Here is a 17,566-nt window from a genome sequence, read left to right as displayed (position 1 = left end):
CCCATGCCTTCGATCGGTGGCGTCGAGGAGGTTTGTAGCGGTGCCGACGGCGCCACAGTCGGTTCCGGACGAACAGCGAGACGCGGCAGCACCACATAGTCGGCATCGACGATGTCGGCCGGCGTATCGTGCATGACGCGCTCCGGCGCCGCATTTGCCGCCCGAGCGGTCATGATTTCGCCGGAAACAGGGCGCGCGGTTCGTTTCTCAGCCATTACGGCCCCTGTGAGTCTTGGTAGCTTTTGGGTAAACGGAAATGGTTAACGCTTCCCCACCGGAACAGCCGTGAAACGTCGAAAACGAACCGAAATTAACCGGCGATTAACCATGCCGGCCGATGGTCTTTGTAGAGAACAGGCTGGCAGGACGCCGCCCAAGGTTTCAGGTCGCCGAACGTGATCCGCTTTGAAAATGTCGGCCTCCGCTATGGCATGGGTCCGGAGATCCTCCGCGACATTTCCCTGCACATTCCGGAGCGTTCCTTTCAGTTCCTGAGCGGCCCCTCCGGCGCCGGCAAGACGACCTTGCTGCGCCTGCTCTTCATGTCGCTGAAGCCGACGCGCGGCCTGATCACCATTTTCGGCAAGGACCGCTCGCGCATCTCACGCGGCGAACTGCCGCTGCTTAGGCGCCGCATCGGCGTGGTGTTTCAGGATTTCCGCCTGCTCGACCACATGACGACCTATGAGAACGTCGCGCTGCCTTTGCGCGTGCGCGGGCGCGAGGAGGCAGGCTATCGCACCGACGTGACCGAACTGCTGAAATGGGTCGGCCTCGGCGACCGCATGCATGTGCTGCCGCCGGTCTTGTCCGGCGGCGAGAAGCAGCGCGCGGCGATCGCGCGGGCGTTGATCGAGCAGCCGGAAATCCTGCTGGCTGACGAGCCGACCGGCAATGTCGATCCGCCGCTGGCGCGCCGGCTGCTGAGGCTGTTCATCGAGCTCAACCGGCTGGGCACGGCCGTGGTGATCGCCACTCACGACCTTGGCCTGATGGAGCAGGTCGATGCGCGACGCATGATTCTCGCCGGCGGAAGGCTGGATGTCTATGACTGATCTTCCGGCCGATCACCTGCACGAGGAAGCCGTCGAGACGATGCCGACTATGCGACGCGTCCAGCGCAAGATGGCGCCGATCGTGCCGGCGCAGAACATCGCCGGCCGGGCGCTGGTGCTGGTCATCGCCATCATGACCTTCCTGTCCTGCCTGACCTTCGGCGCCGTGACGCTGGTGCGCGACACCGCCTCGGTGTGGGAGAACCAGATCTCGCGCGAGGCGACGATCCAGATCAAGCCGGTCGAAGGCCTCGACATGGAGGCAGCCCTCGCGCAGGCCTCGCAGATCGCAGGCGAATTCCCTGGTGTGAAGGGCACGAAGATCGTCGACCGCGATGCGACGGCGCGCCTTTTGGAGCCGTGGCTGGGCACCGGCCTCAACATCGATGAGCTGCCGGTGCCGCGCCTCATCGTCGTCACCATCGACGAGGCCAGCCCGCCCGACTTCGCCGCCATGCGCGCCGCGATCACCCCCAAGCTGCCGAGCGCTGCGCTCGACGACCATCGCACCTGGGTCGACCGTTTGGTCGCCATGGCACATACGACGGTAACGATCGGCTTTGCCGTTCTGGCGCTGATATTGTCGGCGACCGTGCTGACGGTGGTGTTCGCCACGCGCGGCGCTATGGCCGGCAACGGGCACATCATCGAAGTGCTGCATTTCGTCGGCGCCGAGGCCCGCTTCATCGCGCGTGAATTCCGCTGGCACTTCCTGGTCACCGGCATGAAGGGCGCCGCCGCCGGAGGCGCTGCCGCCATTCTCGTCTTCATCGTCTTTTCCTGGTGGTCGTCGCGCAACATGGCAACGCCTGAGGCCGATCAGGCGACCGCGCTGTTCGGCAATTTCGCCATCGGCTCCACCGGCTATCTCGGCGTCGGCCTGATGGTGCTGGTGATCGGCGCGCTGACGGCGGCGACCTCGCATGTCACGGTCGTCACCTATCTCAGCGACATCGACATCCGCCAGCCGGAGGCGGGCTGATCATGATCCGACCGGTAGGACAAAACGAAAGCCGGTTTGAAAGCACAGGCAGGACAGCGATCACAGAGTGGGCAACTGCCGTAACGCAATGTGCGCCGCCTTATCTATCAAAGGCCGCATTTCAGGGTTAACCATAGGATGTTTCAGGATTAACCTGGGATGATGGACGCGCGGGACTCGACCGGGACGGCTGGACGGATGCCAGCGGCGCTTGCGCGCGCCGCCGTGCCCGCCAGGCCCGGTCGTCTCAGGTTTGCGCTTCGTATCTGCTGCTTCTTCGTGCTTGCCCTGTTGGCGCTTTTTGCCGGCGGCTTCGGGTGGTTTGCCGACAAGGTCTCCAACATGACGACGCCGGCCAATCCGGCCAAGGCCGATGCCATCATCGTGCTTACCGGCGGCCAGTCGCGGCTCGACGCCGCGATGGATCTCTTAGCGTCGGGCAAGGGCGAGCGGCTCTTGATCAGCGGCGTCCACCCCTCGGCCAGCCGCCGTCAGTTGCAGGCGGCGATGGGCGGTGACAAGCAGTTGTTCTCCTGCTGCGTCGACATCGACCGAGCCGCGCTCGACACGGTCGGCAACGCCGAGGAAAGCGCCAAATGGGTGGAAAGCCACGCCTATGGCAGCGTCATCCTCGTCACCAACAATTATCACATGCCGCGAAGCCTGCTCGAGATGGGCCGACTGCTGCATGGCGCCAGGCTCGAACCCTATCCGGTGGTCAACACCAATCTCGGCAAGGGCGGCTGGCTGACCAAGCCGGAGGCGTTGCGCGTGCTGCTCACCGAATACAGCAAATATGTGCTGGCGCTGGCGCGCGGCATCGTTCCGCTGCGCCCAAGCGCCGAGGGCATCACGCTCGCGGAAGCCTCGGTGGCCAAGGACGAAAAGCAGCCGAGCCACGTTATCCCGTAGCTGCTCCTCCACGCAGGCGCGCGACTTCCTGCTCGAGGCTTGCAATGCGCCGGTCGCGTTCGGCAAGGGCCGCAGCCACGTCCGCCGCCTCGAAGCGCTGCGGAATATGCTGGGGGCAATTGGCATCCCAGGCGCTGACCGTGAACAGGATCGCCTGTTCCGGTCGCGCTTTGTAGTCTGCCGGCATCAGCCTTGCCGTCAGCGCCGCATCGTCCTCGACGACGCGCGCCTTACCCCAGATCTTGATGCGCTGCCGAAGCATGTAGTCGATCAGGAACAGGAAGGCCTGGCCATTGTCCTGCAAATTGCCCTGAGTGATGAACTGGCGGTTGCCGGAAAAATCGGCAAAGCCGATCGTGTGCTCGTCCAGCACCTTGAGGAAGCCGGCAGGGCCGCCGCGGTGCTGGATATAGGGCTGGCCCTCGCCATTGGCCGTCGCCAGGAACACGCTGGTCTGCGCCTCGATGAAGGCAGCGAGATCGGGCGTGATTGTAGCGCGCCAGCCGCCGCGCTCCTCGACGCGCGCATAGGCCTCGCGTGACCCCTTGCGGGACTGGATCGCCTTGACGGTGGGCGTGAAGGCCACATCGCTGGTAAAGGCATTCATGGCGGCGCTCCTCGGACGAACTGGCATGGCATTTAGCTACTTCCACGATCCGGATGCAGAGGGCATACTTGCAATCCATCTTTCCATTTTATGGAAGAATCATGGATCGCCTCGACGCCATGTCCCTGTTCGTCGCCACAGTGGAGGCCGGCAGTCTTTCCGCCGCCGCGCGGCGCGCCGGCATGCCGCTGGCGACCGTCAGCCGCAGGCTTTCCGATCTGGAGAAGCACCTCAAGACGCGCCTGCTCAACCGCTCGACGCGCCGGCTCGCTTTGACTGACGCCGGCCAGTCCTATCTGGCCGCTTGTCGCCGCATCCTTGGCGAGGTGAGCGAGGCCGAGCGCGTCGCCGCCGGCGAATATACGAACCCGACCGGCGAACTGGTCGTCACCGCGCCGGTCGTCTTCGGCCGCCTGCATGTGCTGCCTGTCGTCACTGCTTTTCTGGACGCCTATCCCGACGTCGACATCCGCCTGACGCTGTCCGACCGGATCATCCAATTGGTCGAGGAACATGTCGACCTCGCCGTGCGCATAGGCGAGCTGCCGGATTCAGCCATGGTCGCAAAGCGCATCGGCTCGATCCGCCGCATCGTCTGCGCCAGTCCGGCCTATCTCGCCGGAAACCGCACGCCGATCGAACCGCGCGATCTCGCGGGCCACAACTGCATAACCTTCGAAGGGCTTGCCTCCCCCGCGACATGGAGTTTCGTCAGCGGCAAAAGCGAAATCGCGGTCCCGGTCCGCTCACGGCTGCGGGTCAACACCGCCGAGGCGGCAATCGACGCGGCGATCGCCGGTCTCGGCCTGACGAAGGTGCTGTCCTATCAGGCGGATGCCGCCGTCCGCGCGGGCACGCTTCGTGTGGTGCTGGAGTCGTTCGAGCCGCCGCCATGGCCGGTCAATCTCGTGCATGCCGGCCAGGGCCTGCTGCCGGTGAAGCTGCGCGCCTTCCTCGATTTCGCAGCGCCGCGCCTGAAGGAGCGGCTGGCGCGGTCATTGTAGAGACGCGACCGCCGCGCCGTTTCCTTTTTGCCCGCGCTTGGTGTAACCAACGCACACTTCCACACCGGGCCCTTTCCCGCATGCTTTACATCCGCTCGCTGGCGTTCAACCTCGCCTTCTATCTCAGCCTGGTCGTCCAGATGATCTTCTGGACGCCCTTCTATTTCCTGTCGCCGCGCCACCGCGCCTGGTTCGTGCCGAAATTCTGGTCGCGCACGTCGATGTGGCTCTACGACAAGATCGCCGGCACCAGGAGCGAAATCACGGGCGTCGAGAACCTGCCCGACGGGTCTTTCATCCTGGCGCCGAAGCATCAGTCCTTCTGGGACGCGATCGCCTTTTTTCCTTATCTCGACGACGCGTTGTACATCCTGAAGCGGGAGCTGACCTGGATCCCCTTCTTCGGCTGGTACATCATGAAGATGCGCATGATCCCGGTCGACCGCGGCAACCGCTCGAAGGCGCTGAAGGCGGTCGTTGCCGCCACGAAGGCGGAGATGGCGCGCAATCCCCGCCAGCTCATCATCTACCCCGAAGGCACCCGCCGCCCGCCGGGCGCCGAGCCCTCCTACAAATACGGCATCGTCGAGCTCTATACCCAGCTCGGCGTCCCGGTGGTGCCGGTCGCCCATGTCGCCGGCCTCTACTGGCCGCGCCGCAAATTCCTGCGTTTCCCCGGCACCATCAAGGCCCGCTTCCTGCCGCCGATCCCGCCCGGGCTCGACAAGGAGGAATTCATGCAGCGGCTGATCGGCGAGACGGAAGCCGCCTGCGACGAGCTGCTGGTCGAAGCCTCGCGCGCGCCGAACCCGCCGCCTCTGCCGCCGACGGCGGTGAAGCGGCTGGCGGAACTTGGCACCGCGGCAACGACGAAAGCCTGACCCTCACGGCATCGCCGCCAAGGCGGTGGTCAGCACCAGCGTCGCCGCGAAAACCAGGTTGATAGCCCGCGACGCCAGCGGATTGCGCAGCAGCCGCGCGAAAACCGTTCCGGCGAGAAGCCACACGACATGGATGGCGACGATCATCGCTGCCAGTACCAGCAGCCTGGCCGGCAGGCCGAGCACATCGCCTTGCGCCGAAGCGCCGGCGAACACGGCGCCGATCGCCACATAGGCTTTCGGGTTGGCGACGGCGAGCATGAAGCCGCCAGCGAAGGTGGGACGCGCCGCCTTGTTTCCTCCTTCGGCAAGCGGCGGCGCCGTCGCGATCCTGAAGGCAAGGTAGAGGATGTAGGCGGCCGAAGCGGCTGTCAGCAAAGGCGTCAGCCCCGGCATCGAGGCGAGCACGCCGACCAGGCCGACAGCCACCATGAGAAGCACGGCGACCGTACCAAGAACCACGCCCGAGGTGTAGCGCAGCGAGCGCCGCAGCCCGAAGGCGGCCCCAATGGCGGTGACGCTGATCGTCGCCGGACCGGGACTGCCCATGACGACGGCGGCCGCAACCACCAGAGCCAGCAATTGCTGCCAGGGCTGCGCTCCAGACAGATTTACTCCGGCCATGCCGAACCCCAATTCCTGCCGCGATACGGCAGGAATTATCGCGGGGTTCCCCGCAAGGTCTTGGATGATCGTGCGTCGCCTTACGGTCCTAAGGGTTAAGGCGTGTTGAGATTCAGGTCAGGCCGAGCCGGAGTCGAAGACGGGCGCGAAGCGACCAAACTGGGCGGGTTCCGAGAACCGGAGCGGAGCGTACTTGAAGTACGTGAGCACCGGCCTACGCCGGCCGTAGCCTTAACTGCCACACCACTCACGAGTGCTTCGGCCGGCGAAGGCCGGAAGCGCAGGAAGCCGGCATTTGCAGGCCGGCATCACCTGAATATCAGCACGCCTTAGGCGCTGGCCCGGTCGAGCGCGGCGATGTCATCGGCGGAAAGCTTGAGCGACGCGGCGCGGATCAGGCTGTCCATCTGGGCGGATGTCGTGGCGCTGGCGATCGGCGCGGTGATGCCTGGGCGCGCCATGATCCAGGCAAGCGCCACTTCCGCCTGCTTGGCCGAGTGGCGCCCGGCCGCGGCATCGAGCGCGGAGAGGATGCGCATGCCGCGCTCGTTGAGATATTCGGCCACGTCTTCGCCGCGCTCGCTCTGGCCGAGATCGGCCTTGCCGCGGTATTTGCCGCTCAGGAACCCCTTGGCGAGGCTGAAATAGGTGATGACGCCCAGGCCCTCCGCCTTGCAGAGGTCGAGCAGCGCGCCGTCCAGCGAGGAGCGGTCGTACAAATTGTATTCGGGCTGCAGCACCTCATAACGAGGCAGGCCCCGCAAGCTGGCGACGTCGAGCGCCGCGCGCAATTGCCCGGCATCGAGGTTGGAGCAGCCCGGATAGCGGATCTTGCCCTTTTCGAGCAGGCGCTGATAGGCGCCGAGCGTTTCCTCGTAAGGCGTGGCCGGGTCCGGCCAATGCGACAAATAGAGGTCGATGACATCGGTCTGCAGCCGCTTCAGCGATTGATCGACCGCCTTCTCGATATAGGCCGCGGACAAATCCCGCCTGCCCTGCCCCATGTCGGAACCGACCTTGGTGATGACGACTATTCTGTCGCGGTTGCCGCGGCTCTTCATCCAGTTGCCGATGATGGTTTCGGATTCGCCGCCCTTGTTGCCCGGAGCCCAGCGCGAATAGGCGTCGGCGGTGTCGACGGCATTGAAGCCGGCCTCGGCAAAGCGGTCGAGGAGGTCGAAGGACGTCTTCTCGTCGGCGGTCCAGCCGAACACGTTGCCCCCCAGAACCAGCGGCGCGATGGAAAGGTCGGTGTGACCGAGACGGCGTTTCTGCAAGATTGATCTCCGTGATGCTGGGATGGGCCGGAACGCCCAAGGGGGGAATGGATTGCCGATAAGCTAGGTCGTGCCCTGCCGAGGTCAAAGGCATGGTTTTGCTTTTTGATCGGGCCAGGCCGTCACGAAGGCGCTACCCGCCGCCCCACCTGCTCCAGCCAGTGGTCGCGAATGCCAAGCGCCTCCAGGTGTTCGAGCGTGCTCAAGACATAGTCTTCGTTCCTGCCCGATTGACCGACGGCGCCGCGCACGACTGCCGCGGCATGGCTGGCGTCGAGGCCGCCGGCATATTGCTCATGCGCGCGATCGACGATGTAGGCGACCGCCTCGACCGTTCGGCCTCCTCCCGCCGCGTTCCCATCGAGCCGGACATCGAGCATGCGTTCGAGATAGACGTTGGTCACCAGCTCGCGTTCGCGCAGATAGGAAAGCACTTCGTTCCGCAAGTCGCCGGGCACGCGAAAGGCGAGGCCGATGCAGGAGCCGCCTCGGTCGAGGCCCAGCACCAGGCCCGGTCTTTCACGCGTGCCGCGATGCACGAAGGAATAGACGCAAAGCGACCGGCGATAGCCGTAAAGACGGGCGCGCCGCGTCTCGACATGTGCGAATCCCGGCCGCCAGATCAGCGACCCATAGCCAAAAACCCAAAAATCGCCCATATCGCCAAGCCTGATCGCACTCGAGTGACGACATCGCACCAGTAAGGTGCTTCTTCTGTCCCCGCTGTTGTGCGTGGAATTAACAGCCCGCTCGCTGCACGAGGGGTAACGAGAGCCGCAGCATGACGTCAAGTGACGAGCGATCGCGCAAACCTCGCCGCCGGCTGTTCTGGCTTGCCGCGTTCATCCTGGTGCTGTTCGCGCTCTACAGCGCCGGCTGGTTCTACCTCGCCGGCCGGGTCAAGACCGAGGCCGACCAGGCATCGGCTAAACTCGAGGCCAAAGGCATCGCCGCCGGCTGCGCCAACCTTGCCGTCAGCGGTTATCCGCTGAGCTTCACTGTCTCCTGCGACAGCCTGGCCTATCAGGATGACGCCAAGAACATCGCCGCCTCCACCGGCAACTTCAATGCCGTCGCCCAGATCACGCAGCCATTGTCGCCGGCGGCCGATGTCAGGGGACCACTCAGAACCTTGGCGCCAGGCATGCCGCCGCTTTGGATCGACTGGGACAAGCTGCACGCGACGGTCAGGCTGTCCTGGCCCCTGCCCCGACGCGTTTCGCTGCAGGCCGAAGGATTGTCGGGCCAGACCGACCCGGCAGATGATTCCGATCCGGCCGAGCTGTTCTATGCGGCAAGGGCCGCCGGGCAGTTGGAACCCAAGGGCCAGGATGTGACCTATACCGGCAGTTTCGCCGATCTCGAGATCGACGCCGACGCGATCGGCGGGCGAGCGCTGCCGGCGCTTGACGGCGGCGGCGAGGCGACAGTGAAGAATGGCGTCGCGCTGATCGCGGCGCCGCCGAAAAGCCTGCGCGGCCAGTCGGTCGACATCGCCAAGCTCGACCTGTCGTCGGGGACGGCGCGCCTGACGGTGTCCGGGCCAATCTCTGTCGACGCCGAAGGCCTGATCGACGCTAATCTCACGATCAAGCTCAAGGACCCCAAGGCGGTGGCGGCCATCCTTGCCGGCGCCATTCCCGAGCATAAAAGCGAGATCGAGCAGGGCTTTGCCGGCATTGCCATGCTCGGCAGCGAGCCGTCCATGCCGCTCAAGGTCGTCAAGGGCAAGGCTTCGCTCGGCTTCATCCCGCTCGGCAAGATCAAGCCGGTCGATTAAGGACTGCAATGGCGGGCCCGGTCAAACTGCTCAGCGTCGGCGCATTCACCCTCGACACGATCCTGCGCGTCGACCAGCTTCCCACGCATCAGGGCAAGTTCATCGCCAGCGACGGCGTCCAGATCGCCTCCGGCATGGCGACGAGCGCCGCCTGCGCCGCGCATCGCCTCGGCGCCCACGTGTCGCTTTGGGCGAGCGCGGGAGACGATGCAGTCGGCGACCGGTTGATTGCCGAGATCGAGGCGGAAGGCGTCGACTGTAGCCTGGTCCGCCGCGTCGCCGGCGCGCGCTCGGCGCTGGCCGCGATCCTGGTCGATGCCCATGGCGAGCGCATGATCGTGCCGTTCTACGACGGACAAGCTCAGGCCGACCCAAACACGCTGCCGCTTGCCGATCTTTCCGCCTTCGACGCCGTGCTGGTGGATGTGCGCTGGCCGGGCGCCGCCGCACTTGCCTTGACGGCAGCCCGGGACGCGGGTTGTCCGGCGATCCTCGACGCCGATACAGCACCGGTCGAGGTGCTGGAGCGGCTCTTACCTTTAGCCTCGCATATCGTCGCCTCGGAACCTGCGGCGCGCATCGTCTGCGGCCACGCGCTCGACCCGGAAAGCGCCTGCGCCGATCTTGCTTCGCGCACCGACGCCTTTGTCGCGGTGACCGGAGGCGCTGCCGGAACCTGGTGGCATGACCGGGAAAGCGGCCGCGTCCGACATGTCGAGGCGCCGAAGGTCAAGGCTGTCGACACGCTGGCCGCCGGCGACGTCTTCCACGGTGCTTTTGCCGTCGGCCTTGCCGAAGCGATGCCGCCCGAAAAGGCGCTGCGCTTTGCCAGCGCCGCCGCCGCGCTCAAATGCCTGCGTTTCGGCGGCCGGCTCGGCGCCCCTGACCGGGCCGAAACGCTGGCGATGATGGCGGCCCACCGGCCGCCAGCGCAACAGAGCCGTGAAGGCTGCTGAGATTCAGGTTTTGATGTCGGGGTGCTCGACCGCCTGGCGTCCGAAATCCGGCACGTCGATGTCCTGGCCGGCCTCGATGATCGAGCGGCGGATGGCGCGCGTGCGGGTGAAGAGGTCGAACAGTTTTTCGCCGTCGCCCCAGCGGATCGCCCGCTGCAGCGAGGCCAGATCCTCCGAGAAGCGCGCCAGCATCTCCAGGATCGCGTCCTTGTTGTGCAGGCACACGTCGCGCCACATGGTCGGGTCGGAGGCCGCCAGACGGGTGAAGTCGCGGAAGCCGGAAGCGGAATATTTGATGACTTCCGTCTTGGTCACCGATTCCAGGTCGTCGGCGGTGCCGACGATGTTGTAGGCGATGATGTGCGGCAGATGCGAGACGATGGCCAAGGTCATGTCGTGATGCTGCGGGTCCATCGTGTCGATGTTGGAGCCGCAGCGCCGCCAGAACTCCGACAGCTTCTCCAGCGCCTCCGGGTCGGTGCCCGGCAGCGGCGTGAAGATGCACCAGCGGTTGTCGAAAAGATCGGCGAAGCCGGCATCCGGCCCCGATTTTTCCGTGCCGGCCAGCGGATGGCCGGGGATGAAATGCACGCCCTCCGGCACATGCGGCTCGATCTGCGCGATCACCGAGGCCTTGGTCGAGCCGACGTCGGTGAGGATCGCGCCCTTCTTCAGTGCCGGCGCGATCTCGGCGGCGACCGCGCCGGACGATCCGACCGGCACCGAGACGATGACGAGATCGGCGTCGCGCGCCGCTTCCTTGGCCTCGGTCGTGTAGGAATCGCCGAGACCGAGTTCCTCGGCTCGCTTGAGGGTCGACTTGCTGCGCGTCGCGATGGCGATATGGCGCCCCAGGCCCTCGCGCCGGATGACGCGGGCGAGCGACGAGCCGATCAGGCCGATGCCGACCAGCGCTATTCTTTCGAACATCGGTGATGTCATGGTGCTCTAGCTTTTCAGGAAAGTCGTCAGCGCTTCGACGACGCCGCGGTTGGCCTCTTCGGTGCCGATGCTCATGCGCAGCGCGTTGGGAAAGCCGTAGCCGGTGACGCGGCGCAGGATATAGCCGCGCGCGCTCAGATAGTCGTCCGCGGCCGCCGCCGAATGCCTCTTGTCGTCGGGAAAATGGATCAGCACGAAATTGCCGACGCTGGGCGTCACGCGCAGCCCGAGCAGGGTCACCTGTTCGCTGACCCAGGCCAGCCATTTCTCGTTGTGTGCCACGCTGCGCTCGACATGGGCGCGGTCACGGATCGCCGCGATCCCCGCCTCGATCGCGGTCGCGTTGACGTTGAAGGGACCGCGCACCCGATTGATCGCGTCGACGATATGCGCCGGCCCATACATCCAGCCGATGCGCGCGCCGCCGAGGCCGAGCTTGGAGAAGGTGCGGGTCATGACGACGTTCTCGGAACTGCCCGCCAGCTCGATGCCGGCTTCGTAGTCGTTGCGCCGCACATATTCGGCATAGGCCGCGTCGAGCACCAGAAGCACGTTCTTCGGCAGCGCCGCGTGCAGCCGGCGCACCTCCTGGAACGGCACATAGGTGCCGGTCGGATTGTTGGGGTTGGCAAGGAATACGATTTTCGTACGCGGCGTGACGGCGGCCAGGATCGCGTTGACGTCGGCGCGCTCGTCGGTTTCCTTGACCGCCACCGGCTTGGCGCCCGCCGCCTGGATGTAGATCTTGTAGACCATGAAGGCATGTTCGGTGAACACGGCTTCGTCTCCGGGCGCCAGATATGTCTGCGCCAGGAGGCCCAGGATCTCGTCGGAGCCGTTCGAGCAAATGATGTTTGCCGGGTTGAGGCCATGCACCTCGGCGATCGCCTCGCGCAGCCGGCGGGCGGAGCCGTCGGGATAGACGTCGAGCTTCGCCGCCACCTCGCGCGCGGCCTCGATCGCCTTCGGCGAGGGCCCGAGCGGATTCTCGTTGGACGACAGCTTGTAGACCTTCGTCACGCCGGCGGGCGCGGTGCTCTTTCCCGGCACATAGGCCTCGATGTCCATGATACCCGCGCGGGGCGTCGGACGTGGCTGATCCTGCTTCATGTCACAAATCCGTCGAGAAGGCCTTATTCTGGGCCGCAGCGGGAATACAGGCCGTGACTGGCAATGTCGAGAGGTCTGCCGCATGTCGCCCAAAAGTGTGCAGCGGTTCTGAGACAACGACATGCATCAAAAACAAAGGCTTAAAGCGTAGCGCGTGTATCCGTTTCAGCGCGATGCGCTTTTAGCCAAGTACCGGCGTCAATCGTCGCGGCTGACAACCCGGGCTTTGCGCGCCTGCTGGAGTTGCAGGATTCCACGGCGCAGTTGGTCGAACAAAGCCGGCGGTAGCATTCCATAGGCATAGCTGCCATCGGAACGCTGTCGAACATCATAGCCGGGCCAAAGGAAACGGTTCAATTCATCAAGGCGCAGCCAATGCCGGCCGCCGTCGAGGCCAAGGGTCCGACATACCGCCGGCGGAATCTCGATCGATGCGGAACTATCGGATGGCGGGCGATGCGTAATCGGTGCCACTATCGTGCGGATGTGACCATCCGCCTCACGGGGCGTGGCGACAACGATCGCGCAAGGGCGATCCTTAGCACCTTCGACATCGCCACGGTCGTGTTCAGTGCTCCAAAGAAAACTATAGCGAATGACGAGACCCGGCCTTGGAACCGGCAGCGTCACTTCGGCTCCACGCCATATTCGGCAGTCTCGATGGAGGCGATCGTGTCCTCATCCAACTCGCCCACGATCAGGATTTCGCGCTCGCGGCGCTTCAGCAATTCGTAGTGCTCGAATTCGGCGGCAGAGAGATACGCCCCGACAATCCGGCCATGACTGGTCACATTGATGACCTTCTTGGCGATGGCTTCGTCCTGATACTTCGCGAAATTTCGGGCGAAATCGCTCGCTGGAACTGCGGTGTTGCGTGGCATGTCTGCCTCCATCTGATGCCAGAGAGCGGTCAAGCGACCGAAATAGATCGTGCAGATAGCCGCTAACCTATTATATGTAATCTGCGCAAATTACGCAAGATTGGCGCGCCATACCGCTGCCGTTGACGTTCGTATTCCGCAGACGTAGAAGAGCAATGAACTTCCGTGGTGATTTGGCCGGTCGGCTTGCAGCCACGTTAAACAATTCGCTAAAGGGCCGTTTGCAACCTGTAACCGGCTTTGCGAAGGCAAGCCGGTTTTTTGTTGTCCGCTGCCGGCCGGACACCGCATCTGTGAAGTCGATGCGGACTGGATGGGGAATGGGATGGCCGCTCAGCGCGCTGCAAGGACCAACAACGAGGCCGACCATCCGTCGAGCCCGGTTTTGCAGCTCGGCCCCGACAAGCCGCTGAAGCTCGATGCGGGCACGGTGCTGTCGCCCTTCCAGATCGCTTACCAGACCTACGGCACGCTCAACGACGCCCGTTCCAACGCCATCCTCGTCTGCCACGCGCTGACCGGCGACCAGCATGTCGCCAACACCAATCCGGTGACCGGCAAGCCGGGCTGGTGGGAGGTGCTGATCGGTCCCGGCAAGATCATCGACACCAACCGTTTTTTCGTCATCTGCTCCAACGTCATCGGCGGCTGCCTCGGCTCCACCGGCCCCGCCTCGACCGATCCGGCGACAGGCAGGCCTTATGGCCTCGACCTGCCGATCATCACCATCCGCGACATGGTGCGCGCGCAGCTCATGCTGGTCGACCATTTCGGCATCGAGAAGCTGTTTTGCGTGCTTGGCGGCTCGATGGGCGGCATGCAGGTGCTGGAATGGGCCGCCAGCCATTCGGAGCGCGTGTTCTCGGCGCTGCCGATCGCCACCGGCGCCCGCCATTCCTCGCAGAACATCGCCTTCCACGAGGTCGGGCGGCAGGCGGTCATGGCCGATCCGGACTGGCACGGCGGCAAATATCTCGATTTCGGCAGGCGCCCGGAAAAGGGGCTCGCCGTGGCGCGCATGGCGGCGCATATCACTTACCTCTCGGAAGCAGCGCTGCATCGCAAATTCGGCCGCAACCTGCAGGACCGCGAGGCGCTGACCTTCGGTTTCGACGCCGATTTCCAGATCGAAAGCTATCTGCGCCATCAGGGCATGACCTTCGTCGATCGTTTCGACGCCAACTCCTATCTCTATCTGACCCGCGCGATGGACTATTTCGACCTCGCCGCCGACCATGGCGGGCGCCTGGCCGATGCCTTCGGCGGCACCAAGACACGCTTTTGTCTTGTGTCCTTCACAAGCGACTGGCTGTTCCCGACGGGAGAGAGCCGCTCGGTCGTCCATGCGCTCAATGCTGCCGGCGCCTCCGTCTCCTTCGTCGAGATCGAGACCGATCGCGGCCACGACGCCTTCCTGCTCGACGAGCCGGAACTGTTCGCGGCCATCCACGGCTTCATTGCCTCCGCAGCCCGCGCCAGGGGGCTCAGCCTGTGAGCGGCTCGCGATCCCTGATGCATCTCACCCAAAAGTGCGCAGCGGTTTTGGGAGAGCGACATGCATCAAAACAAAGATCGGAAGTGTGCCCATGAGCGTCAACCGCGCCCAGCGCGTCGATCTCGACGTCGTCAGCAATCTCATTCCGCCGAATTCGCGCGTCCTCGATGTCGGCTCGGGCGACGGCGTGCTTCTGGAGCTGTTGCAGGAGACCAAGCAGGTCGACGGCCGCGGCATGGAACTGTCGCAGCGCGGCGTCAATGAATGCGTGGCGCGCGGCCTCAGCGTCATCCAGGGCGATGCCGACAAGGATCTCGGATTCTACCCCGACAAGGGCTTCGATTTCGTCGTGCTGTCGCAGACCCTGCAGGCGACCCGCAATCCAAAGCTGGTGCTCGACGAGCTGCTCCGGATCGGCAACCGCGCCATCGTCTCCTTCCCCAATTTCGGCCACTGGCGGGTGCGCTTCTCGCTGCTGATCAAGGGCCGGATGCCGGTCACCAAGGACCTGCCCTATTCCTGGTACGACACGCCGAACATCCACTTCTGCACCATCCGCGACTTCGTCAATCTGTGCGAGGAGCTTGGCGCTACCGTCGAGAAGGCGACCGCGCTCGACGCCAACGGCCAGAAGATCGGTCTGTCGATGCCCTGGTGGTTCTGGAACTTCTTCGGCCAGCAAGCGGTGTTTTTGTTGAGGCGATAGGCTCATCGTTGACGGCGGGGCCCAGAGCCTTATAGCGATATGGCTCAGGCAAACTGATTGCGCAACGATGGTCGACAAACGTCCAACCTATTCAATTGTCGTAGAGATGGAAAATGCCCAGTTCATAGACTGGGACGAGATGGGCGTCGGGCTGACCGCCTTGGCGCGCGAGATCGCTGTGGTCTCCTCAACCGGCTTCGCCAGACCGAAAGTCGTTATCTCTCATGCCGGACAAAATGCGGACACCTCATCGTTGCAAAGCCGCATCGAGGCAGAAGCGCCGCAGCTGACACAGGTAGCCGAAGTGACCTTCACGGCCTGCCCCAGCGGCCGGTACTACGAACTCAAGAACCATGGCGTGCGTTTGGCTGAAGGAAAAATCGTCGTCTTCATGGATTCCGACACGGTTCCCCAGCAGGGTTGGCTCTCAGCCCTGCTGGCGCCCTTTCACGATGCCGAACCCATCTGCGTGAACGGCCATACCTACCTTTCGTACGACGATTTCTTTTCGCGGACCTTCGCCTTGATCTGGTTCTTCCCGATGGCCCAGGGGGACGAAAGGTTTGCTTCGAAACGTGCGATCAATGCCAACAACGTTGCCTTTCGACGCGACTGGATTGCCAGCCATCCGTTCCCGGCACACAACGGCTTCAAGGTGTCCTGCACGCTGCTGATGCATCAGCTTTGGCGCGAGGGTCATAGAATCGTCAATGTCGATGCGCGCGCCTATCACTACTCGCCGCGGGGCTGGCGGTTCTTTTGTTGGCGCGCGCTGGTGACCGGCAGGGACGCCGACCGGAAATTCGTCGCGCTTCATGCCCCCAACCGCAGCCAGCGGATCGCGAAGTCGTTCAGCCGATGGGGGACCATGTCGTGGCGCACGACACGACGCGTGATAAGTCATGCGTCGCAGACGGGCATGCCGCCTTGGCAGATTCCGTTTTCGCTGGCGGTAGGGCTGGCCTTTTATACCTTGGCATTTTTCGGCCAATTCAGCCTGGCAGCCCGCCTCGTTCGCGACGAGATCGAAACCGTGCCTGACTTCGTCGGGCACAGTTGAGAATAAATCGCCTGCAAGTGTTGCATTCAAACTGCCTGACTTTGGGGAAATTCGCTCTGACCTTGGGCCGAAGCGACGCTTCAGATGACATAGATCACTCTTTTCTGTAACATTTCGCGAATCCATCCGGGGGCGGACAGGGAGAGGTAGGTACAAGATCCATCTGGATATCGTTTATCCGCCCCGTGACGAAAGTTAGATGCCGACCGCTTCCGACACAGCCCCGCTGATCACCGTGATCACGCCGACCCATAACCGGCGCAGCCAGGTCGTGCGTGCCGTGGAAAGCGTTCTTGCCCAGACATTTACCCGCTTCGAGCACATTGTCGTCGATGACGGCTCGACCGACGGGACTGCCCAGGCCCTGGCCGAAATTCGCGATCCCAGACTGGTCTACGTCGGCGCGAAATGGCGAGGCGCCAATGCGGCGCGCAACGCGGGCATCGAGCGCGCGCGGGCGCCGATCGTCACCTTCCTCGATTCGGACGATGTCTACCTGCCGGATCGCCTTGACCGGACGCTGCCGCACTTCGACAGGAACCCTTCGCTCGAAGTGCTGATCAGTTCCTTCATCTCGGTGAAGGGCAACCGCAGCACCAAATGCATCAATCGCCAGGCCTTGCTCGACAAAAGCACGCTGCAGCGCGCCCTGGTCTCGCAGACGATCTTCATTGCCGGCTCGGCGATCACCGCCCGGCACGACTCGCTGCTTGCGATCGGCGGTTTTGACAGCGACATCACGCGCATGCAGGACCGCGAGCTGCTGCTGCGTTTTGCCAACCGCGGCGGCGCCTTGCTGTCGGAGGATATCGACTGGAAGAAGTACAATTCGGAAAATTCGATTTCCGGCCGCCGCGACGGTTATGTCGAGGCTTATGCCAACCTGATCGGCAAACACCCTTACATCGCCGACCGCTATCCCGACGTGCCGCCCTATATGATCGCGCGGCAGATCATCGCCGACATCCTCAAAGGCAGGCTGCCACAGGCCTTTTCCGGCTATCTCGCCAACCGGTCGTCCAAGGCGCTCGGCTACTCGCCGACCGAACTGGTACGTGGCTATGTCGTCGGCCGGCGCTGGCGCCGCGATTGCTATGACGAGTTCCGCGCCAAATATGGCGCCCGAGCGGCCTGAGCGCCTGGCTTAAAAGAGGTCCTCAGCGGTCCAGTTCCGGGAAATACGGATCGGAAAACCGTCGCCGCAGGCGCTCGCCAAGCAGGCAGTCGGTCGGCGCCTCCGCATCGACGCGAATCCTTCTGGCATCACCGATGCCGCTCACCTCCTGGATCAGCT

At 64.0% G+C, this 17,566-nt stretch carries 19 protein-coding genes, 1 pseudogene and 1 riboswitch; of the genes and pseudogenes, 11 read left to right on the top strand and 9 right to left on the bottom strand.

What is annotated here, in order from left to right:
* Positions 1-215: pseudogene (locus tag EOA29_RS07235) on the bottom strand (hypothetical protein); the annotation flags it as partial.
* A 180-nt stretch (positions 216-395) separates the two neighbouring features.
* Between EOA29_RS07235 and ftsE the strand changes: the two are divergent.
* From ftsE to EOA29_RS07220, 3 genes are all read left to right on the top strand, one after another.
* The gene (gene ftsE, locus EOA29_RS07230; protein ID WP_126091697.1) at positions 396-1,055 is read left to right on the top strand and encodes a cell division ATP-binding protein FtsE; all 660 of its coding nucleotides are present in this window, start codon (positions 396-398) and stop codon (positions 1,053-1,055) included.
* Positions 1,048-2,037, top strand: coding sequence for an ABC transporter permease (locus EOA29_RS07225; protein WP_126095729.1), 990 nt, complete (start codon positions 1,048-1,050; stop codon positions 2,035-2,037). Before ftsE ends, EOA29_RS07225 begins: the two co-directional genes overlap by 8 nt.
* A gap of 198 nt (positions 2,038-2,235) precedes the next feature.
* Positions 2,236-2,949 (top strand): YdcF family protein, encoded by a 714-nt coding sequence (locus EOA29_RS07220; protein ID WP_245468432.1) that lies wholly within the window; start codon positions 2,236-2,238, stop codon positions 2,947-2,949.
* Here the strand turns inward: EOA29_RS07220 and EOA29_RS07215 are convergent.
* Positions 2,939-3,556, bottom strand: coding sequence for a pyridoxamine 5'-phosphate oxidase family protein (locus EOA29_RS07215; protein WP_126091695.1), 618 nt, complete (start codon positions 3,554-3,556; stop codon positions 2,939-2,941). The two genes, EOA29_RS07220 and EOA29_RS07215, sit on opposite strands and share 11 nt — an antisense overlap.
* Positions 3,557-3,657: 101 nt before the next feature.
* Here EOA29_RS07215 and EOA29_RS07210 point away from each other — a divergent pair, with 101 nt between their 5' ends.
* Both EOA29_RS07210 and EOA29_RS07205 read left to right on the top strand, forming a co-directional pair.
* Entirely contained in the window at positions 3,658-4,560 is a 903-nt protein-coding gene (locus EOA29_RS07210; RefSeq protein ID WP_127220648.1) for a LysR family transcriptional regulator, read from the top strand.
* An 80-nt stretch (positions 4,561-4,640) separates the two neighbouring features.
* Positions 4,641-5,441: a 1-acyl-sn-glycerol-3-phosphate acyltransferase gene (locus EOA29_RS07205; protein WP_126091693.1), complete on the top strand. Its 801-nt coding sequence runs from the start codon at positions 4,641-4,643 to the stop codon at positions 5,439-5,441.
* A gap of 3 nt (positions 5,442-5,444) precedes the next feature.
* Here EOA29_RS07205 and EOA29_RS07200 read toward each other — a convergent pair whose 3' ends face one another.
* From EOA29_RS07200 to EOA29_RS07190, 3 genes are all read right to left on the bottom strand, one after another.
* Positions 5,445-6,065 (bottom strand): LysE family translocator, encoded by a 621-nt coding sequence (locus tag EOA29_RS07200; protein ID WP_126091692.1) that lies wholly within the window; start codon positions 6,063-6,065, stop codon positions 5,445-5,447.
* Positions 6,066-6,394: 329 nt separating this feature from the next.
* Complete coding sequence (locus tag EOA29_RS07195; RefSeq protein WP_126091691.1) at positions 6,395-7,342, bottom strand: aldo/keto reductase; 948 nt, start codon at positions 7,340-7,342, stop codon at positions 6,395-6,397.
* A gap of 122 nt (positions 7,343-7,464) precedes the next feature.
* Positions 7,465-8,001 carry a gamma-glutamylcyclotransferase gene (locus tag EOA29_RS07190; protein ID WP_126091690.1) on the bottom strand — a complete coding sequence of 179 codons (537 nt, stop codon included), beginning with the start codon at positions 7,999-8,001 and terminating at the stop codon, positions 7,465-7,467.
* A gap of 122 nt (positions 8,002-8,123) precedes the next feature.
* Here EOA29_RS07190 and EOA29_RS07185 point away from each other — a divergent pair, with 122 nt between their 5' ends.
* Together EOA29_RS07185 and EOA29_RS07180 are read left to right on the top strand one after the other, a co-directional pair.
* Positions 8,124-9,122 carry a DUF2125 domain-containing protein gene (locus EOA29_RS07185; protein ID WP_126091689.1) on the top strand — a complete coding sequence of 333 codons (999 nt, stop codon included), beginning with the start codon at positions 8,124-8,126 and terminating at the stop codon, positions 9,120-9,122.
* 8 nt (positions 9,123-9,130) lie between these two features.
* Positions 9,131-10,078 carry a sugar kinase gene (locus EOA29_RS07180; RefSeq protein ID WP_126091688.1) on the top strand — a complete coding sequence of 316 codons (948 nt, stop codon included), beginning with the start codon at positions 9,131-9,133 and terminating at the stop codon, positions 10,076-10,078.
* A 3-nt stretch (positions 10,079-10,081) separates the two neighbouring features.
* Here the strand turns inward: EOA29_RS07180 and EOA29_RS07175 are convergent, their stop codons facing one another.
* The 4 genes from EOA29_RS07175 to EOA29_RS07160 form a co-directional block, all read right to left on the bottom strand.
* Positions 10,082-11,020 (bottom strand): prephenate/arogenate dehydrogenase family protein, encoded by a 939-nt coding sequence (locus tag EOA29_RS07175; RefSeq protein ID WP_189350515.1) that lies wholly within the window; start codon positions 11,018-11,020, stop codon positions 10,082-10,084.
* A gap of 6 nt (positions 11,021-11,026) precedes the next feature.
* Entirely contained in the window at positions 11,027-12,130 is a 1,104-nt protein-coding gene (gene hisC, locus EOA29_RS07170) for a histidinol-phosphate transaminase (protein ID WP_126091686.1), read from the bottom strand.
* Between the two features lie 198 nt (positions 12,131-12,328).
* Positions 12,329-12,760 (bottom strand): hypothetical protein, encoded by a 432-nt coding sequence (locus tag EOA29_RS07165; protein WP_126091685.1) that lies wholly within the window; start codon positions 12,758-12,760, stop codon positions 12,329-12,331.
* Positions 12,757-13,011: a hypothetical protein gene (locus EOA29_RS07160; RefSeq protein ID WP_126091684.1), complete on the bottom strand. Its 255-nt coding sequence runs from the start codon at positions 13,009-13,011 to the stop codon at positions 12,757-12,759. Before EOA29_RS07160 ends, EOA29_RS07165 begins: the two co-directional genes overlap by 4 nt.
* Positions 13,012-13,166: 155 nt before the next feature.
* A riboswitch (SAM riboswitch) is annotated at positions 13,167-13,244 on the top strand.
* Positions 13,245-13,336: 92 nt separating this feature from the next.
* On the opposite strand from EOA29_RS07160, the gene EOA29_RS07155 reads away from it, so the two are divergent.
* The 4 genes from EOA29_RS07155 to EOA29_RS07135 all read left to right on the top strand — a co-directional run bounded on the left by EOA29_RS07155 (position 13,337) and on the right by EOA29_RS07135 (position 17,407).
* The gene (locus EOA29_RS07155) at positions 13,337-14,506 is read left to right on the top strand and encodes a homoserine O-acetyltransferase (protein WP_126091683.1); all 1,170 of its coding nucleotides are present in this window, start codon (positions 13,337-13,339) and stop codon (positions 14,504-14,506) included.
* A gap of 91 nt (positions 14,507-14,597) precedes the next feature.
* On the top strand, positions 14,598-15,212 hold the full coding sequence (gene metW / locus EOA29_RS07145; RefSeq protein WP_126091682.1) for a methionine biosynthesis protein MetW: 615 nt from the start codon (positions 14,598-14,600) through the stop codon (positions 15,210-15,212).
* 67 nt (positions 15,213-15,279) lie between these two features.
* Entirely contained in the window at positions 15,280-16,272 is a 993-nt protein-coding gene (locus EOA29_RS07140) for a glycosyltransferase family 2 protein (RefSeq protein ID WP_126091681.1), read from the top strand.
* Positions 16,273-16,471: 199 nt separating this feature from the next.
* A complete protein-coding gene (locus EOA29_RS07135; protein WP_126091680.1) occupies positions 16,472-17,407 on the top strand; it encodes a glycosyltransferase family A protein in 936 nt (311 codons plus the stop codon).
* Positions 17,408-17,566 lie beyond the last annotated feature (159 nt).

The sequence above is a fragment of the Mesorhizobium sp. M1E.F.Ca.ET.063.01.1.1 genome (assembly GCF_003998155.1).
GTDB lineage: Bacteria > Pseudomonadota > Alphaproteobacteria > Rhizobiales > Rhizobiaceae > Mesorhizobium.
This window is presented reverse-complemented; position numbering and strand designations above follow the sequence as displayed.